Annotated in this window: 12 protein-coding genes; 10 read left to right on the top strand and 2 right to left on the bottom strand. The window is 64.1% G+C overall.

Translation table 11 applies throughout. From position 1 onward, the window contains the following. The first annotated feature begins 139 nt into the window (after nt 1–139). The 10 genes from murD (at nt 140) to KOM00_RS11650 (ending at nt 13070) form a co-directional block, all read left to right on the top strand. The gene (gene murD, locus KOM00_RS11695; RefSeq protein ID WP_216499104.1) at nt 140–1501 is read left to right on the top strand and encodes a UDP-N-acetylmuramoyl-L-alanine--D-glutamate ligase; all 1362 of its coding nucleotides are present in this window, start codon (nt 140–142) and stop codon (nt 1499–1501) included. Nucleotides 1502–1521: 20 nt separating this feature from the next. After that, nucleotides 1522–2601 (top strand): putative lipid II flippase FtsW, encoded by a 1080-nt coding sequence (gene ftsW, locus KOM00_RS11690; protein WP_216499217.1) that lies wholly within the window; start codon nt 1522–1524, stop codon nt 2599–2601. Then, nucleotides 2598–3680, top strand: coding sequence for an undecaprenyldiphospho-muramoylpentapeptide beta-N-acetylglucosaminyltransferase (murG, locus tag KOM00_RS11685; RefSeq protein WP_216499103.1), 1083 nt, complete (start codon nt 2598–2600; stop codon nt 3678–3680). Before ftsW ends, murG begins: the two co-directional genes overlap by 4 nt. A 116-nt stretch (nt 3681–3796) precedes the next feature. Continuing rightward, complete coding sequence (murC, locus tag KOM00_RS11680; RefSeq protein WP_216499102.1) at nt 3797–5182, top strand: UDP-N-acetylmuramate--L-alanine ligase; 1386 nt, start codon at nt 3797–3799, stop codon at nt 5180–5182. Further along, entirely contained in the window at nt 5179–6084 is a 906-nt protein-coding gene (gene murB, locus KOM00_RS11675) for a UDP-N-acetylmuramate dehydrogenase (RefSeq protein ID WP_216499101.1), read from the top strand. Before murC ends, murB begins: the two co-directional genes overlap by 4 nt. A gap of 109 nt (nt 6085–6193) precedes the next feature. Continuing rightward, entirely contained in the window at nt 6194–7111 is a 918-nt protein-coding gene (locus KOM00_RS11670) for a D-alanine--D-alanine ligase (protein ID WP_216499100.1), read from the top strand. Between the two features lie 196 nt (nt 7112–7307). Beyond that, a complete protein-coding gene (locus tag KOM00_RS11665; RefSeq protein WP_216499099.1) occupies nt 7308–8132 on the top strand; it encodes a cell division protein FtsQ/DivIB in 825 nt (274 codons plus the stop codon). A 15-nt stretch (nt 8133–8147) separates the two neighbouring features. After that, nucleotides 8148–9386: a cell division protein FtsA gene (gene ftsA, locus KOM00_RS11660; RefSeq protein ID WP_216499098.1), complete on the top strand. Its 1239-nt coding sequence runs from the start codon at nt 8148–8150 to the stop codon at nt 9384–9386. A 111-nt stretch (nt 9387–9497) separates the two neighbouring features. After that, nucleotides 9498–10652 carry a cell division protein FtsZ gene (gene ftsZ, locus KOM00_RS11655; RefSeq protein WP_216499097.1) on the top strand — a complete coding sequence of 385 codons (1155 nt, stop codon included), beginning with the start codon at nt 9498–9500 and terminating at the stop codon, nt 10650–10652. Nucleotides 10653–10910: 258 nt separating this feature from the next. Beyond that, nucleotides 10911–13070, top strand: a complete 2160-nt coding sequence (locus KOM00_RS11650) for a sensor histidine kinase (RefSeq protein WP_216499096.1) — start codon at nt 10911–10913, stop codon at nt 13068–13070. Here KOM00_RS11650 and KOM00_RS11645 read toward each other — a convergent pair. Both KOM00_RS11645 and KOM00_RS21030 read right to left on the bottom strand, forming a co-directional pair. Then, the gene (locus KOM00_RS11645) at nt 13036–16248 is read right to left on the bottom strand and encodes a DNA polymerase III subunit alpha (protein WP_216499095.1); all 3213 of its coding nucleotides are present in this window, start codon (nt 16246–16248) and stop codon (nt 13036–13038) included. The two genes, KOM00_RS11650 and KOM00_RS11645, sit on opposite strands and share 35 nt — an antisense overlap. Nucleotides 16249–16393: 145 nt before the next feature. After that, on the bottom strand, nt 16394–16479 hold an 86-nt coding region (locus tag KOM00_RS21030), incomplete at its 5' end, for an IS3 family transposase (protein ID WP_407931683.1).

Raw genomic sequence — 16479 nt, 5'->3', positions numbered from 1 at the left:
CCCCGCCTCCCCTTTGCGCGGTTTCGTCGGGGGATGGGAAGCGAGGCCGTTCCCGGCCACAAAGTACTGCACGTGATCCCGCGTCCCCCCCTTTGCGAGGGGGCAGGGGGATTTAGGTTTTCTTGGAGAAGAAGGGCATATGGAATTAAAGGACAAGAAAATACTGGTGGTGGGGCTTGCGAAGACCGGCGTGGCCGTGACCCGCTTCCTGGCCGAGCGCGGCGCGCTCGTCACCGTCACCGACATGCGTGACGAGGAGGCCCTCAAGGACGTCCTCGCGGAACTCTCAGACCTCGACCTCTGCCTGGAGCTCGGGCGCCACGTCCCCTACAGCTTCCTGATGGCCGACCTGATCGTGGTATCCCCCGGCGTCCCGATGGACATCAAGCCGCTGGAGATGGCGCGCGCCCAGAAGCGCCGCGTGGTCTCCGAGGTGGAGCTCGCCTCCTGGTTCATCGAGGCCCCCATGGTCGCCATCACCGGCACCAACGGCAAGACCACCACGACCACCCTGACCGGCGAGATCTTCAAGGGGTGCGGCTTCGACACCTTCGTCGGCGGGAACATCGGCAACCCCCTCATCGAGCTCGCCATGAGCGGCGAGCGGGTGGAGCGGGTCGTGGTCGAGCTCTCCTCCTTCCAGCTGGAGGGGATCGAGAGCTTCCGTCCCCACGTCGCGGTGCTTTTGAACCTGACCGAAGACCACCTGGACCGCTACCACAGCTTCCAGGAGTACATCGACGCCAAGCTGCGCATCTTCGAGAACCAGGGGGCGGAAGACTTCGCGGTCCTGAACATCGACGACCCGCTGGTGGCCGCCTGCGCCACCAGGCTGAAGGCGCGCCTCTTCCCCATGAGCCGTTTCCACGAGCTCAAGGAGGGGATCAGCTACCGCGACGGCTTCATCACCTTCGCCCACGACGGCAAGGTGCTCCGCTTCGGCACCGACGGTTTCAAGCTCAAAGGGGTGCACAACCTGGACAACATCATGGCCAGCATGGCATCCACCCTGCTCATGCGCTGCGACGGCGACTGCGCCTACGCCTCGGTCAAGGAGTTCAAGGGGCTGCCGCACCGCATGGAGTTCGTCGAGGAGGTGAACGGGGTCGCCTATTACGAGGACAGCAAGGGGACCAACGTGGGGAGCGTGGTCAAGTCCTTGGAGAGCTTCGACTCCGGCATCACCCTGATCGCGGGGGGGAAGGACAAGGGTGGCTCCTACGAGCCGCTGGTCCAGCTCGTTTCCGACCGGGTGAGCCACCTGGTCCTGATCGGCGAGGCGCGGGAGCGCATGCACCAGGCGCTGGGCGATCTCACCGACACCCGTTTCGCCGACACGCTGGAGGAGGCGGTCGACATCGCCCGCAGGGTGACCCAGCCCGGCGGCGTGGTCCTCTTCTCGCCGGCCTGCTCCAGCTTCGACATGTTCAAGAATTACGAGGAGCGCGCCGAGCGCTTCAAGGCGGCGGTACGCGCGGCCAAGGAGGCTGAAGGAAAGTGAGGCGACTGGAGGGGTACGACATGATCGTGCTTATGATGGCGGTGATCCTCACCTGTTTCGGTGTGGTCATGGTCTACTCCGCGTCCTCCGTGATGGCCGCCAAGAAGTTTCACGACGGCTTCTTCTTCCTGAAAAGGCAGTCCCTCTACGCGTTGATCGGCTTCATCGGCATGGGGGTCGCCATGCACGTCGACTACCACGTCTGGAAGAAGTGGGCGGTGCCGCTCTTTCTGGGGACCTTCTTCCTGCTGTTGCTGGTGTTCGTGCCCGGCATCGGGGGGACCGCCAAGGGGGCATCGCGCTGGATCCGCCTTCCCGGCTTCAACTTCCAGCCCTCCGAGCTCGCCAAGGTGGCGCTCATCATGTACATGGCCTACTCCCTGGAGAAGCGGCAGGAGAAGCTCAAGCAGTTCATGTCCGGCTTCTTCCCGTACATGCTGATCCTCGGGGTCTTCATCGCGGTGCTCCTGGCGCAGCACGACATGGGGGCGGCGCTCACCATGCTGGTGGTGGCGATCGTCATGCTCTTTGCCGCCGGTACCAAGGTGCAGTACATCCTGGGGATGGGGCTCGTCGCCCTGCCCGGCATCTGCTACTTGGTCTTCACCAAGGCCTACCGCATGCGGCGCATCACGGCGTTTTTGGACCCCTGGCAGGATCCAACCGACGCGGGGTTCCAGATCATCCAGTCCTGGCTGGCTCTCGGGACCGGCGGTTTCTTCGGGCAGGGGCTCGGGGAGGGGAAACAGAAACTCTTCTACCTCCCGGAAGCGCATACCGACTTCATCCTCTCCGTGCTCGGCGAGGAGATGGGGTTCATCGGGGTGATCGTGATCGCCTCGATGTTCCTGTTACTGGTGCAAAGGAGCATCCGGGTCGCCATCTCCGCCGAGGACAGCTTCGGACGCTTCCTGGCCTTCGGCATCGCCTCGCTGATCGGCCTGGAAGCCTTCATCAACATGTCCGTGGTCACGGGACTGCTCCCCACCAAGGGGATCGCGCTCCCGTTTTTGAGCTACGGCGGCAGCTCGCTGATCATCTCGCTCTGCGCGGTGGGTGTGCTTCTCAACGTCTCGACCAGGATGAGGGGGACGCCATGAGGCTTATCATTGCGGGGGGGGGGACCGGGGGGCATCTCTTCCCGGGGATAGCGGTGGCCGACGAGTTCCTGGGACGCGGATCGGAAAACGAGGTGCTTTTCGTCGGCACCGAGCGCGGCATCGAGGCGCGCCTTCTGCCCAAGCTCGGCTACCGGCTGGAGCTGATCTCCGCCAGCGGCATGAAGGGGATGGGGAGCGTCAAGAAGCTCCTGAGCGCCGGGCGCCTTTTGTACGGCTACTCGCAGTCGAGGAAGATCCTGAAGAGCTTCAAGCCCGACATGGTGCTGGGGGTGGGGGGATACGCCTCGGCGCCGATGCTGCTGGCCGCGCGCGGCATGGGGGTCCGGACCTTCATCCACGAGCAGAACGCCGCCCCCGGCCTCACCAACAAGGTGCTGAGCCGCGTGGTCGACGGGATCTTCATCTCCATGGAGGAGGCGGCGGGCTTCTTCCCCGGGAAGGTCACCCAGATGACCGGGAACCCGATCCGCAAGGAGATCCTCTGGGGATTCCAGGAGCAGCGCGCCAGGTTGACCGGCGATACCTTCAACCTGCTGGTCTTCGGCGGCAGCGCCGGTGCGCAGCGGATCAACAGCGCGCTATTGGAGGCGCTGCCCCACCTGGAGCAGGTGAAGCACAAGCTGCGCATCACGCACCAGACCGGTGAGAAGGACGTGGCGCGGGTGCGCGAGGGGTACCAGGCCCAGGGAGTCCAGGCGCAGGTGCTCTCCTTCATAGACAACATGTCCGCGGCGTACGGGGCGGCCGACCTGGTGATCTGCCGGGCCGGGGCCACCACCATCGCCGAAGTGACCGCCTGCGGCAAGGGGTGCATCTTCATCCCGTATCCCTTTGCCGCCGACGACCACCAGAGGAAGAACGCCGAGTCGCTGGTGAAGCGAGACGCCGGGCGGATGATTCTCGAAGAGGATCTGACCGGCGAGCACCTGGCCGCCGAGATCCTGAACCTGATGGAGCACCCCGAGCAGGTGGCCGAGCTGGAGAAGAACGCCAGGTCCCTGGCCCAGCTGGACGCAGCCCAGGCCATCGTCGCGGCCATGGTTTTGAAGACAGATTAAGACTGAGACTAAGACTAAGGAACGAAGAGAGATAGCAGCTCGGTGGGCAGGGAGAAAAAGGAAAGGTTGTTCTCAATCTTAATCTTGATCTCAGTCTGCGACCGAAGGGAGCAAGCGTGTACGGAAAGATAGAGAGGATACATTTCGTCGGCATCGGCGGCATCGGCATGAGCGGGATCGCGGAGGTGCTCTTGAACCTCGGGTACAAGGTCTCCGGCTCCGACCTGAAGAGCTCGGACACCACCCAGCGCCTGGAAAGCCTGGGGGGCGAGATCTTCATCGGTCACGCCGCCGAGAACGTGGCCCAGGCCGACGTGGTGGTCATCTCCAGCGCCGTGCACGAAGACAACCCCGAGGTGGTCGAGGCGCACCTGAAGCTGATCCCGGTGATCCCGCGCGCCGAGATGCTGGCCGAGCTGATGCGCATGAAGTACGGCGTCGCGGTGGCCGGCACCCACGGCAAGACCACTACCACCTCGATGGTGGCGACCCTCCTGGCCAAGGGGGGGATCGACCCGACCATGGTGATCGGCGGCAGGCTGAACTCGCTGGGGACCAACGCGCGCCTGGGGCAGGGACAATTCCTTGTGGCCGAGGCAGACGAGTCCGACGGCTCCTTCCTGCTCCTCTCCCCGACCATCGCCGTGGTGACCAACATCGACGCCGACCACCTCGACTTCTACAGCGGCATCGAGGAGATCAAGGACACCTTCGTCGAGTTCATCAACAAGGTTCCCTTCTACGGCCTGGCCGTGCTCTGCCTGGATAACGGCAACATCGCCGACATCCTGCCGCGGGTGAAGAAGCGCTTCACGAGCTACGGCCTGTCGGCCCAGGCGGACTTCCGCGCCACCGACGTGCGCCTCTCCGGCTTCTCCACAAGCTTCGTCGCCCACCACAAGGGGGTGAAGCTCGGCGAGATCACCTTCTCCATGCCTGGCGCGCACAACGTGCTGAACGCCCTGGCCTCCATCGCGGTCGCCATGGAGCTGGACATCCCCTTCGAGACGATCCAGGAAGGGTTCAAGGCCTTCGGCGGCGTCGGGCGCCGCTTCTCCCTGAAGGGGGAGGTGAACGGCGTCATGGTGGTCGACGACTACGGCCACCACCCGACCGAGATCAAGGCGACCCTCGCCGCGGCCAAGTCCGGCTTCGCGGAGAACCGCCTCGTGGTCGTGTTCCAGCCGCACCGCTATTCGCGCACCAAGGAGCTCTTCGAGGACTTCGTCAAGGCGTTCCACGACGCCGACGTCCTGATCCTCACCGACATCTACGCGGCCGGGGAGACCCCCATCGAGGGGATCACCGCCGAGTCGCTGGCGGCCCGGGTCAGACGGCACGGCCAGAAGGACGTGACCTGGATCCCTGAACGCGACAAGCTCTGCGAGCATCTTGACCGCGTGCTGGTGCCGGGTGACATCCTGCTCACCCTGGGTGCCGGCAACGTCTGGCAGGTGGGGGAGAGCATGCTGGAGCGCATGAAGGCGGCGGGGGAAAAGTGACCTGGTCCCGGGCCGATCTCGAGCGGGTCGCCCAAGGGGTACGGGGAACCGTGCTGTGGGACGAACCGATGGCCCGGCACACCTCGCTCAGGGTGGGCGGCCCGGCGGACCTCTACCTGGAACCGGCGGACCTCGCCGACCTGGAGAGGGGCATGGAGCTGCTCCGGTCGGCAAACGTCCCCTGCCTCGTGGTGGGATCCGGCTACAACCTGCTGGTGCGCGACGGCGGCATCAGGGGGTGCGTGGTTTCCCTGAAGCGCTTCGACTCACTGGAGCCGCTTCCCGGCGCGAGGCTCGAGGTGGGTGCCGGGGTGACCAACCAGGTTCTCACCCGCTTCGCGGCGGAACAGTGCCTGGGGGGGATCGAATTCCTCAGCGGCATCCCGGGGAGCTTCGGCGGCGCGCTGACCATGAACGCCGGCGCCCACGGCGGCGAGACCATGCAGCGGGTCGAGCTTTTGACCACGCTGCGGGAGACCGGGGTGCTGGTCCGGAAGCGGAGCGAGCTGGAGTACGGCTACCGTTTCCTGAAGCTTGCGCCTGGCGAGATCATACTGGGGGCGCGGCTGAGACTCGAACCGGTCGAGCGTCGCCTCATTGAGGAGAACATCCGGGAGTACATCGGGAAGCGCGGCGGCCAGCGGGTCGGTTTCCCCAACGCGGGTTCCTTCTTCAAGAACCCCGCCGGAGAGAGCGCCTGGCGGCTGATAGACCAGGCCGGGCTGCGCGGCGCCACGGTGGGTGGAGCGCAGGTTTCCGAGGTGCACACGAACTTCCTGGTGAACACGGGGGGCGCGCAGGCCGCGGACTTCCTGGCTCTCGCGGAGCTGGTCAAGGTCAGGGTGAAGGAGGCCGCCGGGATCGGGCTCGAGGAAGAAGTAAGGATCGTCGGCGAAGCATAAATCGAAGCAGCCCTTCCCCGGGGTGCACAACCCTCGCCCCGACCCTCTCCCCGGGGGAGAGGGGGGAAGCGAGAGCTGAAAGCAGTATAAGGACAAAGGAACCTTCGAGATGACCGTAGCGGAGCTGAAAAACAAGAAGATCGCCGTGCTGATGGGGGGACTTTCCGCCGAGCGCGAGGTGTCCCTTAACAGCGGCAAGGCCGTGCTCGCCTCCCTGCAGCGCCAGGGGTACGACGCGGTGGGGATCGACGTCGGGCGCGACCTGGCCCAGCGGCTGGCCGAAGAGAAGGTGGAGCTCGCCTTCATCGCCCTGCACGGCCGCTTCGGCGAAGACGGTTCCGTCCAGGGGCTCCTGGAGCTGATGGCGATCCCCTATACCGGGTCCGGCGTTCTCGCCTCGGCCCTCGCCATCGACAAGATCGCCGCCAAGGTGATGTTCGCCGCCGCCGGGCTGACGCTCGCCCCCTACCAGGTGCTGCGCCGCGGCGAGGAGTTGAAGCTTGAGAACCCCCTCCCGGTGGTGGTGAAGCCCTCCAAGGAAGGCTCCTCGGTGGGGGTCAGTATCGTGAAAGAGCCGGGGCAGATGGAAAAGGCGCTCGAGGAAGCCTTCCGTTACGACTCGGAGATCCTCGTCGAAGCGTTCATCAGCGGCAAGGAAGTGCAGGTAGGCATCCTGGACGGGCGTGCGATGGGCGCCATCGAGATCGTGCCGAAAAACGAGTTCTACGACTACGAGGCGAAGTACACCGACGGAGGTGCCGAGCACATCCTCCCCGCCCGTCTTCCGGAGCAGGTGTACCGGGCGGTCTTGAAGGAAGGGGAGAAGGCGCATGCCGCCCTGGGTTGCGACTGTTACAGCCGCGTCGACTTCCTGGTGAACGAGGCGGGCGAGTGTTACCTCCTCGAGGTGAACACCCTGCCGGGGATGACGGACCTGAGCCTGCTCCCTGAGATCGCCCGCGGTTCGGACATCGATTTTGATCAACTGGTGGTGCGCATCCTGCTGGCCGCATCGCTGAAGATCTGAAAAACAGATAAGGTAAAGCAGATAAAGATTAAGATAAAGATAAAGATAAAGTAAGGATCAACGACCTCAGTCTTAATCTTAATCTTAATCTTAGTCTTAATCTTAGTCTCAGTATTAACCTGTCTCAGTATTAACCTGGTTCACCGATGTTATTTGTTGCACTGTGCATTGAAATTCAATCTAGACGGTAACTGCCATGCGCGATCTACACGCCAAAAAACAGAGGGTGCCCCATAACAGGGTCAAGAAACCACCCAAGGAGCGGAAGCCGATCAACTGGGGCCCCATCCTCAAGTGGCTCTCCCGGGGGATAGGCGCCTCGGCCATCTGCGCCGTCGCCGGCTTCGGCGGCTGGAAGGCGTACGGGCTCGTCACGCGCACCACGCTGCTCCGTCTGGAAACCATCGAGGTGTCACAGCTTAAGAGGGTCTCCCGGGACGAGATCATCACCCGGGCGGGGGTCAGGCCCGGCGACTCCATGCTGGGGCTGGACCTGAAGACCATCATGGCCCGCCTCTCCAAGGATCCCTGGCTGGAGCAGGTCCAGGTGCGCCGCTACTTCCCGCACACGCTTTCCATCTCCGCCTCCGAACGGACCCCGCAGGCCGTGGCCAACGTAGGCTGCCTCTACTACCTGGACGAGAAGGGCGTGCTGTTCAAGTCCCTCTCCGAAGGGGACCGGCTCGACTTCCCGCTCATCACCGGCATCACCGAGGAGGAACTGACCCAGGACCCGAAGGGATGCCAGGAGGCGCTGAAGAGTGCGCTGCAACTGATCGGAACCCTCAGGTCGGGAAGCGTGTTCAGTCTGGCGGATATCTCGGAGATTCATTACAGCAAGGGGTACGGCTTCACCCTGTTCACCATGCAGGGGGGCGTTCCGGTCAAGCTGGGCAACGGCGATTTCAGCCAGAAGCTCGCGCGCCTGTCCAACATCTACCGTGACCTTAAACCTCAGATGCACGCGTTGGATTACATAGACCTCGATTACATCGACAAAATCATAGTGAAAAAAGTGTAGGAAAAGGGGGGGAGCATGTCCGCAACCAGAAGGGATAACCTGATCGTCGGCCTTGATATAGGCACAACCAAGATCTGCGCCATCGTCGGCAACGTCACCGAGGACGGAATCGACATCGTCGGCATCGGCACCAGCCCGTCCAAGGGGCTCAGAAAGGGTGTCGTGATCAACATCGAGAGCACCGTCTCCGCGATCAAGAAGGCGATCGAGGAGGCCGAGCTGATGGCCGGCTGCGAGATCAAGTCCGTCTACGCCGGCATCGCCGGCGGGCACATCAAGGGGTTCAACTCCCAGGGTGTCATCGCCATCAAGAACCGCGAGGTGTCCCCCGAGGACGTGAAGCGGGTGATCGAGGCCGCCAAGGCCATCGCCATCCCGATGGACCGGGAAGTGATCCACATCCTCCCCCAGGAATTCATCATCGACGACCAGGACGGCATCCGCGAGCCGCTGGGGATGAGCGGCGTCAGGCTGGAAGCCAAGGTGCACATCGTCACCGGCGCCGTGGCCAGCGCCCAGAACATCGTCAAGTCCTGCAACCGCGCAGGGCTCGAGGTCGCCGACATCGTCCTCGAACAGCTCTCCTCCTCCGAGGCGGTCCTCTCCGCCGACGAAAAGGAACTGGGCGTGGCCCTCGTCGACATCGGCGGCGGGACCACCGACATCGCCATCTTCGTGGACGGCGCCATCAAGCACACCTCCGTGCTCTCCCTCGGTGGCAACCACCTGACCAACGACATCGCCGTCGGCCTCAGGACCCCGATGGCCGAGGCGGAGCGCATCAAGCAGAAGTACGGCTGCTGCCTCTCCTCCCTGGTGGGCAAGGACGAGACCATCGAGGTCCCGAGCGTCGGCGGAAGGAAGCCGCGCATCCTCTCCCGCCAGCTGCTGTGCGAGATCCTCGAGCCGCGCGTCGAGGAGATCTTCACCCTGGTGAACCGCGAGATCGTGAAGAGCGGCCTCGAGGACATGATCGCCTCGGGCGTCGTGATCACCGGCGGTTCCACCATCCTGGAAGGGATGCCGGAATTGGCCGAGCAGATCTTCAACCTCCCGGTGCGCCGCGGCCTGCCGCAGCGGATCGGCGGCCTCACCGACGTCGTCAATTCGCCGGTTTACGCGACCGGCGTGGGGCTTGTGGTCTACGGTTCCAAGAACGTCGGCGCGCACGAGTTCCCGACCCAGCAAAGTGACGAGACCGTGTTCCGTCGGGTGAGCCGCAGGATGAAGGATTGGTTCGGCGAGTTCTTCTAAAAAAACACAACATATAGTGTTTTTGGGCTTCCATTATCACAGTAAACGTAGTATAAAACCGGCTAATAATTTTTCCGCCGCCGGGGGGCGCGATAATAAGGGGGGTAGTTCATGTTTCATTTCGATGAAAGCATCGACCAGAGTGCGAAGATAAAGGTGATAGGCGTTGGTGGTTCCGGTGGGAACGCAGTCAACACCATGATGTCCGTGGGCATCACCGGGGTCGATTTCATCGTTGCCAATACCGATGCGCAGGCGCTCAGGATGTCCAAGGCGCCCGTCAAGATACAGATCGGAACCCAGCTCACCAAGGGTCTCGGCGCAGGCGCGAACCCCAACGTCGGCCGTGACGCAGCCCTCGAAGACAAGGACAAGGTCACCGAGGCGCTGAAGGGCGCCGACATGATCTTCGTCGCAGCTGGCATGGGCGGCGGCACCGGAACCGGCGCAGCCCCGATCATCGCCGAGATCGCCCGCGAACAGGGTGCCCTCACCGTGGGCGTGGTCACCAAGCCCTTCACCCGCGAAGGGCGTCAGCGCCTGGCCAAGGGCGAGGACGGGATCAAGGAACTCAAGAAGCACGTCGACTCCCTCATCGTGATCCCCAACGACAGGCTGCTCGGCCTGGCCGGCAAGTCCATGTCCATCCTGGACGCCTTCAAGCCTTCCGACGACGTGCTGCGCCAGGCGGTGCAGGGGATCTCCGACCTGATCACCCAGTCCGGCCTGATCAACGTCGACTTCGCCGACGTGAAATCGATCATGAGCGAGCGCGGCATGGCCATGATGGGCATCGGCCTGGGCAACGGCGAGAACCGCGCCGTCGACGCGGCGCTGAAGGCCATCTCCAGCCCGCTCCTCGAAGACATCGACATCTCCGGCGCCAAGGGCGTCCTGGTCAACATCTCCGGCTCCTCCTCCATGACCATGGACGAGTTCGACGCGGCCAGCAAGGTGATCCACGAGAAGGTCCACGAGGACGCCAACATCATCGTCGGTCTGGTCATCGACGAGAACCTGGGTGAGACCATCAAGGTGACCGCCATCGCCACCGGCTTCGGCGACCGCTTCGACCTCGAGAAAGGGCGTCACGAGATTAAGAACGTGAGCAGCCTCGTCAAGCCGCAGCCCGAGGTGAACCGCGAGATCCCGACCTACATCCGCGCCAAGCAGGAGCGCGAAGTCTCCCGGCAGCAGCGCAGCTTCCTGATGGATGACGAGGATCAGTACGATATCCCGACCTTCCTGAGGAAGTCGGTCGACTAGCACCGACCGCACACAAGGCACGACAAGGCCCGGCCCCGCAAGGGAGCCGGGCCTTTTTTGTGTCGTTTTTCCCCCTCCCGTGGCGGGGTTGCGCGCCCAAGCGCTTCGTCCCGCGAAGGGGGAGGGGGAAAAGTTGTCCTTATCCGCCGCGACAAGCCCGAATTCCTCAAGCAACCGCTGATTTCTCCGATAGGTGCATAATGGCCTCTTAAAATCCAGGCCGAGCCTGCGCCGCGCCCGCAGCCGGAGTTACGTACGATGGAAGAACAGCCGCTCTACAACAGCAAGATCGTCAGTATCTTCGTGAGCCTGCTGCGGAAGAAGTACCCGCATGTGGATGTCGGGGAGTTGCTGCAGTACGCGGAGATCAGCCCCTACGAAGTGAGCGACGAGGGGCACTGGCTCACCCAGCGCCAGGTGGACCGCTTCCACGCCCGGATGACCCAGATGGTGGGTAGTGACATCTCCAGGGAAGGGGGGCGCTACGCCGCCTCTGAGGCCGCCCACGGGATGATGATGAAGTACACCTTCGGGCTGATCGGTCCGGCCAACACGCTCCTTGCCATAGGGAAGTGTTCCGGCCACTTCAGCCGGTCCGCGGCCTACACGGCGACCAAACTGGCCGACAACAAGGTGGAGATCACCGCCGTGCCGCACCAGGGGGTGGAGGAGCAGCCCTACCAGTGCGAGAACCGCATCGGTCTCTTCGAGGCGGTGGTGATGCTCTTCAACTACCAGCCCCCGGAGATCGAGCACACCGAGTGCATCTTCCAGGGGGGCGAGTGCTGCCGTTACGTCATCTCCTGGAGGAAGACGCTGTACGCCTCCGTTCGCAGCGCCAGGAACCGGTTTATCCCCATCGCCGTCGTCGCCTACGCGCTGCTGCAGCACTTCTGGCAGGTCGGGCACCTGGTGGAAGTGGTTACCGCCCTTGCCTTCTTCGCCCTGGGGACTTCCTACCTGGCCCAGCGGCTGGAGACGCGGGAGATCGACACCGCCCTCTCCCAGGTGAAGGAATCGACCGAGCAGGTGCTCGCGCAGATGGGCGTCAACTACAACAACGCCCGCATGGTCAACGAGGTCGGTCAGGCGCTCAGCAAGCAGAGCGGGATCGACGAGGTGCTGGAAAGCGTCATCAGGGTGATCGAGAAGCGGCTCGGCTACGACCGGGCCGTCATCATGCTCGCCGATGCCAGGAAATCGAGGCTAACCTTCCGTACCGGCTACGGTTATACCGACGCCCAACGCGACGCACTCCTCAACGCCTCCTTCGACCTCACCTCCCCCGACGCCCAGGGGGTCTTCGTAACCTGTTTCCGTGACAACCAGATCAGGTTCGTGAGCGACTTCGCCGAGGTCGCGCACCTGCATACGCCGCGCAGCCTCGTCTTTTCCCAGGAACTGGAGGCGCGTTCCTTCATCTGTTGTCCCATCGCCTGCGACGGCGAGGTGCTGGGGATCCTGGCGGTGGACAACAAGCAATCGCAGCGCCCGCTGATGCAGAGCGACCTGAGCCTTTTGGCCGGCATCGCCCCCGTCATCGGCATGAGCCTGCGTAACGCCATCTACCTGGAGCGGGAGCGGCGCATGTCGGAGCAGATCCGGCAGTCGCAGAAGATGGAATCGGTCGGGGTCCTGGCGGGTGGGATCGCCCACGACTTCAACAACCTTCTCACCGGCATGATGGGGTTCGTCGCACTGGCCCAGATGAAGCTGAAAAGGGACGATCCCGCCCAGGAATACCTGGAACAGGTGCTGAGTGCCGCGGAGCGGGCCGCGGAGCTGACGCAGGGGCTGCTGGCGTTCAGCAGGAAACAGGTCAACCATCCCGAACCGGTCAACCTGAACCAGGTGGTCGGCAACCTGCGCAGGCTCCTGAGCCGGCTGGTGACGTCCAAGATCACGCTGCGCATCGAGCTTTCGCCCGAGAAGCTGGCGGTCGTTGCGGACTCCGGCCAGATCGACCAGGTGATCACCAACCTGGTCAACAACGCCCGCGACGCCATGCCGGACGGGGGCACGCTCACCATCGGCACCAGCTTGATGGAGATGAACGAGGAGTGGATCGATCTGCGAGGGTACGGGAGGCCGGGGCGCTACGCCGTGGTCTCGGTCACGGACACCGGCACCGGCATCGACGAGGCGACCAAGGCGCACGTCCTGGACCCGTTCTTCACCACCAAGGAGGTCGGCAAGGGGAGCGGCCTGGGGCTCGCCATCGTCTACGGCATCGTCAAGCAGCACGAGGGGTACGTGGAGATCGACAGCACCCCCGGCATAGGCACAACCTTGAACGTGTACCTCCCGCTGCTCACCGGGGCGGCCGCGGCGGGCGTTCCCGAACTGCGGGACCCCGATGCGTCGGCGCAAAGCGGCGGCTCCTTCAGCAGTCCAGGAAGCCGACCCATTTCACCCTGAGGGTCGCTACGCCGAACTCCTCCTCGACCACACCCTTCAAGAGGTAGGGGCGGCGCTGCGAGAGCTTGCGGCAAAAGCGCGCATAGACGTCCGGGAAAAAGGTGGCGTCGAAGATCGCCGTCACGTCCTCGAAGGAGACGAACTCCATGGGGCGGCCGCGCTTGTCCTCCACCGTCTTGGTCGTGATCCACCATCCCACCATGGTCACCCACTTCCCCGCATGCCCGATCAGCTCCGATGCCTTGATGGGGCGGTGCCGCTGCCACTGCGCCTTGTACAGTGTGAGCGGGTGCCGCGAGGCAAGGAAACCGAGCGCCTCCACCTCCTGCCTCAGCACCGTGGCCGCGTCGTAGGGGGGCGGCGCGGGGAGCTCGGTTTTCTGCTCGAAGAGGAGCGCCGTCGCCTGCTGCTGGAACTGGAGCAGCTCCCACAAAAGCGCCGGCCGCCTCTGTTCCCCCTCCAGCACGTCGAAGCACCCCGCCTTCACCAGGCGCTCCGCGTCCGCACGCTGCACGGCTGCCCGGCGCAGGAAATCACGGAACGAGGAGAACGCCCCCCGCTCGCGGCGCTCCTTGAGGAGCCGCTGCGCCCCCTCCCGGGTCAGCCCGTCGATCTGCATCAGACCGATCCTGAGGGATTTGTCGAAGCCGGTGTAGTGGTAGTCGCTCCCGTTGATGTCCGGCGGCAGGATGGTGAGCCCCAGCCTGCGCCCCTCCGAGATGTAGGCGAAAGGGGAGTAGTAGCCACCCTGGTTGGATATCACCGCGGCGATGAACTGCGCGGGATGGTTCGCCTTCATGTAGGCGGCCTTCGCGCTCAACAGGGCGTAGCTCGCCGAGTGCGGCTTGCAGAACGAGTAACCGGCGAAGGAGAGGATCTGCTCCCAGATCGCGTCCAGCACCGGTTCCGCGACGCCCCGCTCCCTCCCCCCCGCGATGAACTTGGCCCGGAAGTCCGCGAGCCTCTTCTCCCGGTGCTTCTTGGTGATCACCTTCCTGAGCTGGTCCCCTTCGCTTGCCGAGAAACCGGCCAGTTCCATTGCGATCTGGGTGATCTGCTCCTGGTAGATGGCGATCCCGAGCGTCTCCCCGAGGACCGGTTCCAGCAGCGGGTGCAGGTGGGTCCATTTCTTCCCCTGCATCCGGGCGACGTATTCCTGGATGAAGCAGTTGGCGGCGGGGCGGATGATCGAGGAGGCCTGTACCAGCACCTCGAAGATGTCGCTGTCGAAGGTCTCCGGCGGCGCCGTGGAACTCCAGATCTTTCGTAAAAGCAGGCGCACCGAGGGGGACTCCAGGTAGAAGCAGCCGATGGTGAGGCCGCGGCGCATGAGGCTCTGCGTCCGTGGGTCCTCGAGCGGGCGCCAGGACGCGTAGTCGATCTCGATCCCGGTCTGTTCCTGCACCGCCGCCAGCGCGTCCCGGATAACGGCGAGCGAGCGGTTCCCCAGGATGTCGATCTTCACCAGCCCCGCGTCCTCGGCCTGGTCCTTCTCCCACTGGATCAGGGGGAGCCCCTTGTGCGATATCTCCACCGGGACGTACCTGCGGATCTCGTCCGGGACGATGACGAGCCCCCCGCAATGCAGCGAGAGGTGCCGCAGCTGCCCGTTGAGGTGGCGCGCCGTGGCGAGGATCTCCTGCCAGTCCTCGGAAAGCGCCTCCCCCTGGAACAGCGGGTGCCCTGCCATCGCCGCGGCGCTTTGTTCCGCGCGCCAGAAACCCGAGATCCGCTCCGTCATCTCCTTGATCTCGAAGTCCGGCAGGCCGTACACCTTGGCCACCTCGCGCAGCGCCGATCTCCCCTTGAAGCCCACCTGGTTCGCCACCATCGCCGCGCGTCTCGCGCCGTAGCGGGCGAAGGCGAAGTCGAGGATGGCGTCGCGTTCGTCCCAGGGAAAGTCCACGTCGATGTCGGGCGGGTCGCTGCGCCCCTCGTTCAGGAAGCGTTCGAAGAAGAGGTTGTGGCGGATGGGATCGACGTGGGTGATGCCGAGGCAGTAGGCGACCAGTGACGCCGCCGCGCTCCCCCTGCCGCAGGTGCGCTGGGACTGCCTGGTGATCTCTTCCACCACCAGGAAGTAGTGGGCGAACCCCTTGTCGCGTATGATGGCGAGTTCCTTCTCCAGGCGTGCCGCCACCCTGTCGTCGACGGCGCCGTAGCGCCAGAGCGCGCCGGAGAGGGCGCGCGCTTTCAAGGTTTCGAAGGCGTCGTCGTTGCCGAGTTCGCGGAAGGCGGGGAAGATGGTGCGGGAGAAGTCCCATTCCCGGCGGCACGACTGGGCGATGCGCAGCGTGTTTTCCAGCGCCTCCGGGCAATGCGGGAAGAAGTCAGCCATCTGTGCCGGAGAGTACAGCGCATCCGACTCCGAAGCCGTCTGTTCCGGCGCCAACCTGGACAGTTTCGCGTTGAGGTGAATGGCCCGCAGTACCCGGTGCAGGTGGAAGTCGGTCACCTCCCCGCGGTCCCTTGATGGGTACGTGTTCCGCAAGGTGCCTGTCCCCTTACCCCCTCCCCCCGTTCCTCCTGTCTCCCTAATCCCTGTTGCCTTACCCCCTGTTGCCTTAACCCCTTCCCCCTTAACCAAGAGATTGGATTCGTCCCCATCCCCCCTCTCCCTCCGGGAGAGGGTCGGGGTGAGGGCGTCGGCAGCATGGGACTCCGGTGCGAAGCGCGAAGCGCGAAGGACAGCCCTTGCCGTTGCCACCGGCGGCAGCCGCAGTTCCCGCGACATTGCCAGTGCCCGGTGCATGTCGTGGCCCGGTGAGAGCTCTACGAAAAGTCCCTCCGCCGAGGTTCGCTTCAGCGCGCAGAGCAGGCGCCGGTCGTCGCTCAGCACGATCACCCCGTGCCGGTAGCGGGTAAGCGCGTGACAGAGATCGAACGACTTGTCGCAGTGGAGATCCGAGAGCAGCCGCGAGATGTTGGCGTAACCCTCCTGGTCGACCGCCAGCAGCACCGCGCGGTTTTGCTGCGTCACCGCCTCCGTGCCGATGATGGGGGAGATGCCCGCCTCCCGTGCCGCGTCCAGAAAGCGCGGTACCCCGTAGAGCCCGTTTCGGTCGGTGATCGCCAGGGTATCGAAGCCCAGCCGCACCGCCTCGGCGCAGAGCGCCTCCGGCGAGTGCACCCCCCAGTTGGGGGAGAGGGACGAATGTACGTGGAGATGGATAAACATCGGGAAACCTAATTGACAGGGATACAAGGGATACAAGGGATTAAACTCAGTTCCCGCCCCTGAGGGGGAGGGACAGGAGCGGGAGGTTGAGGACGCGGCCGTTAGGTCTGGCCTATCTTCGCAATAGAGGACACGTTAGAAACCCTTATGCTGCCATCTTCAACTCCTGCTGCTCGAACTCTTCTGGGGAGCAATAGCCAATGGCAGAGTGTAGCCTCTTGCGATTGTAAA

The sequence above is a fragment of the Geomonas diazotrophica genome, assembly GCF_018919385.1.
Classification (GTDB): Bacteria; Desulfobacterota; Desulfuromonadia; order Geobacterales; family Geobacteraceae; genus Geomonas; species Geomonas diazotrophica.
The sequence above is the reverse complement of the archived record's forward strand: the minus strand, read 5'-3'. Positions and strand labels throughout refer to the sequence as shown.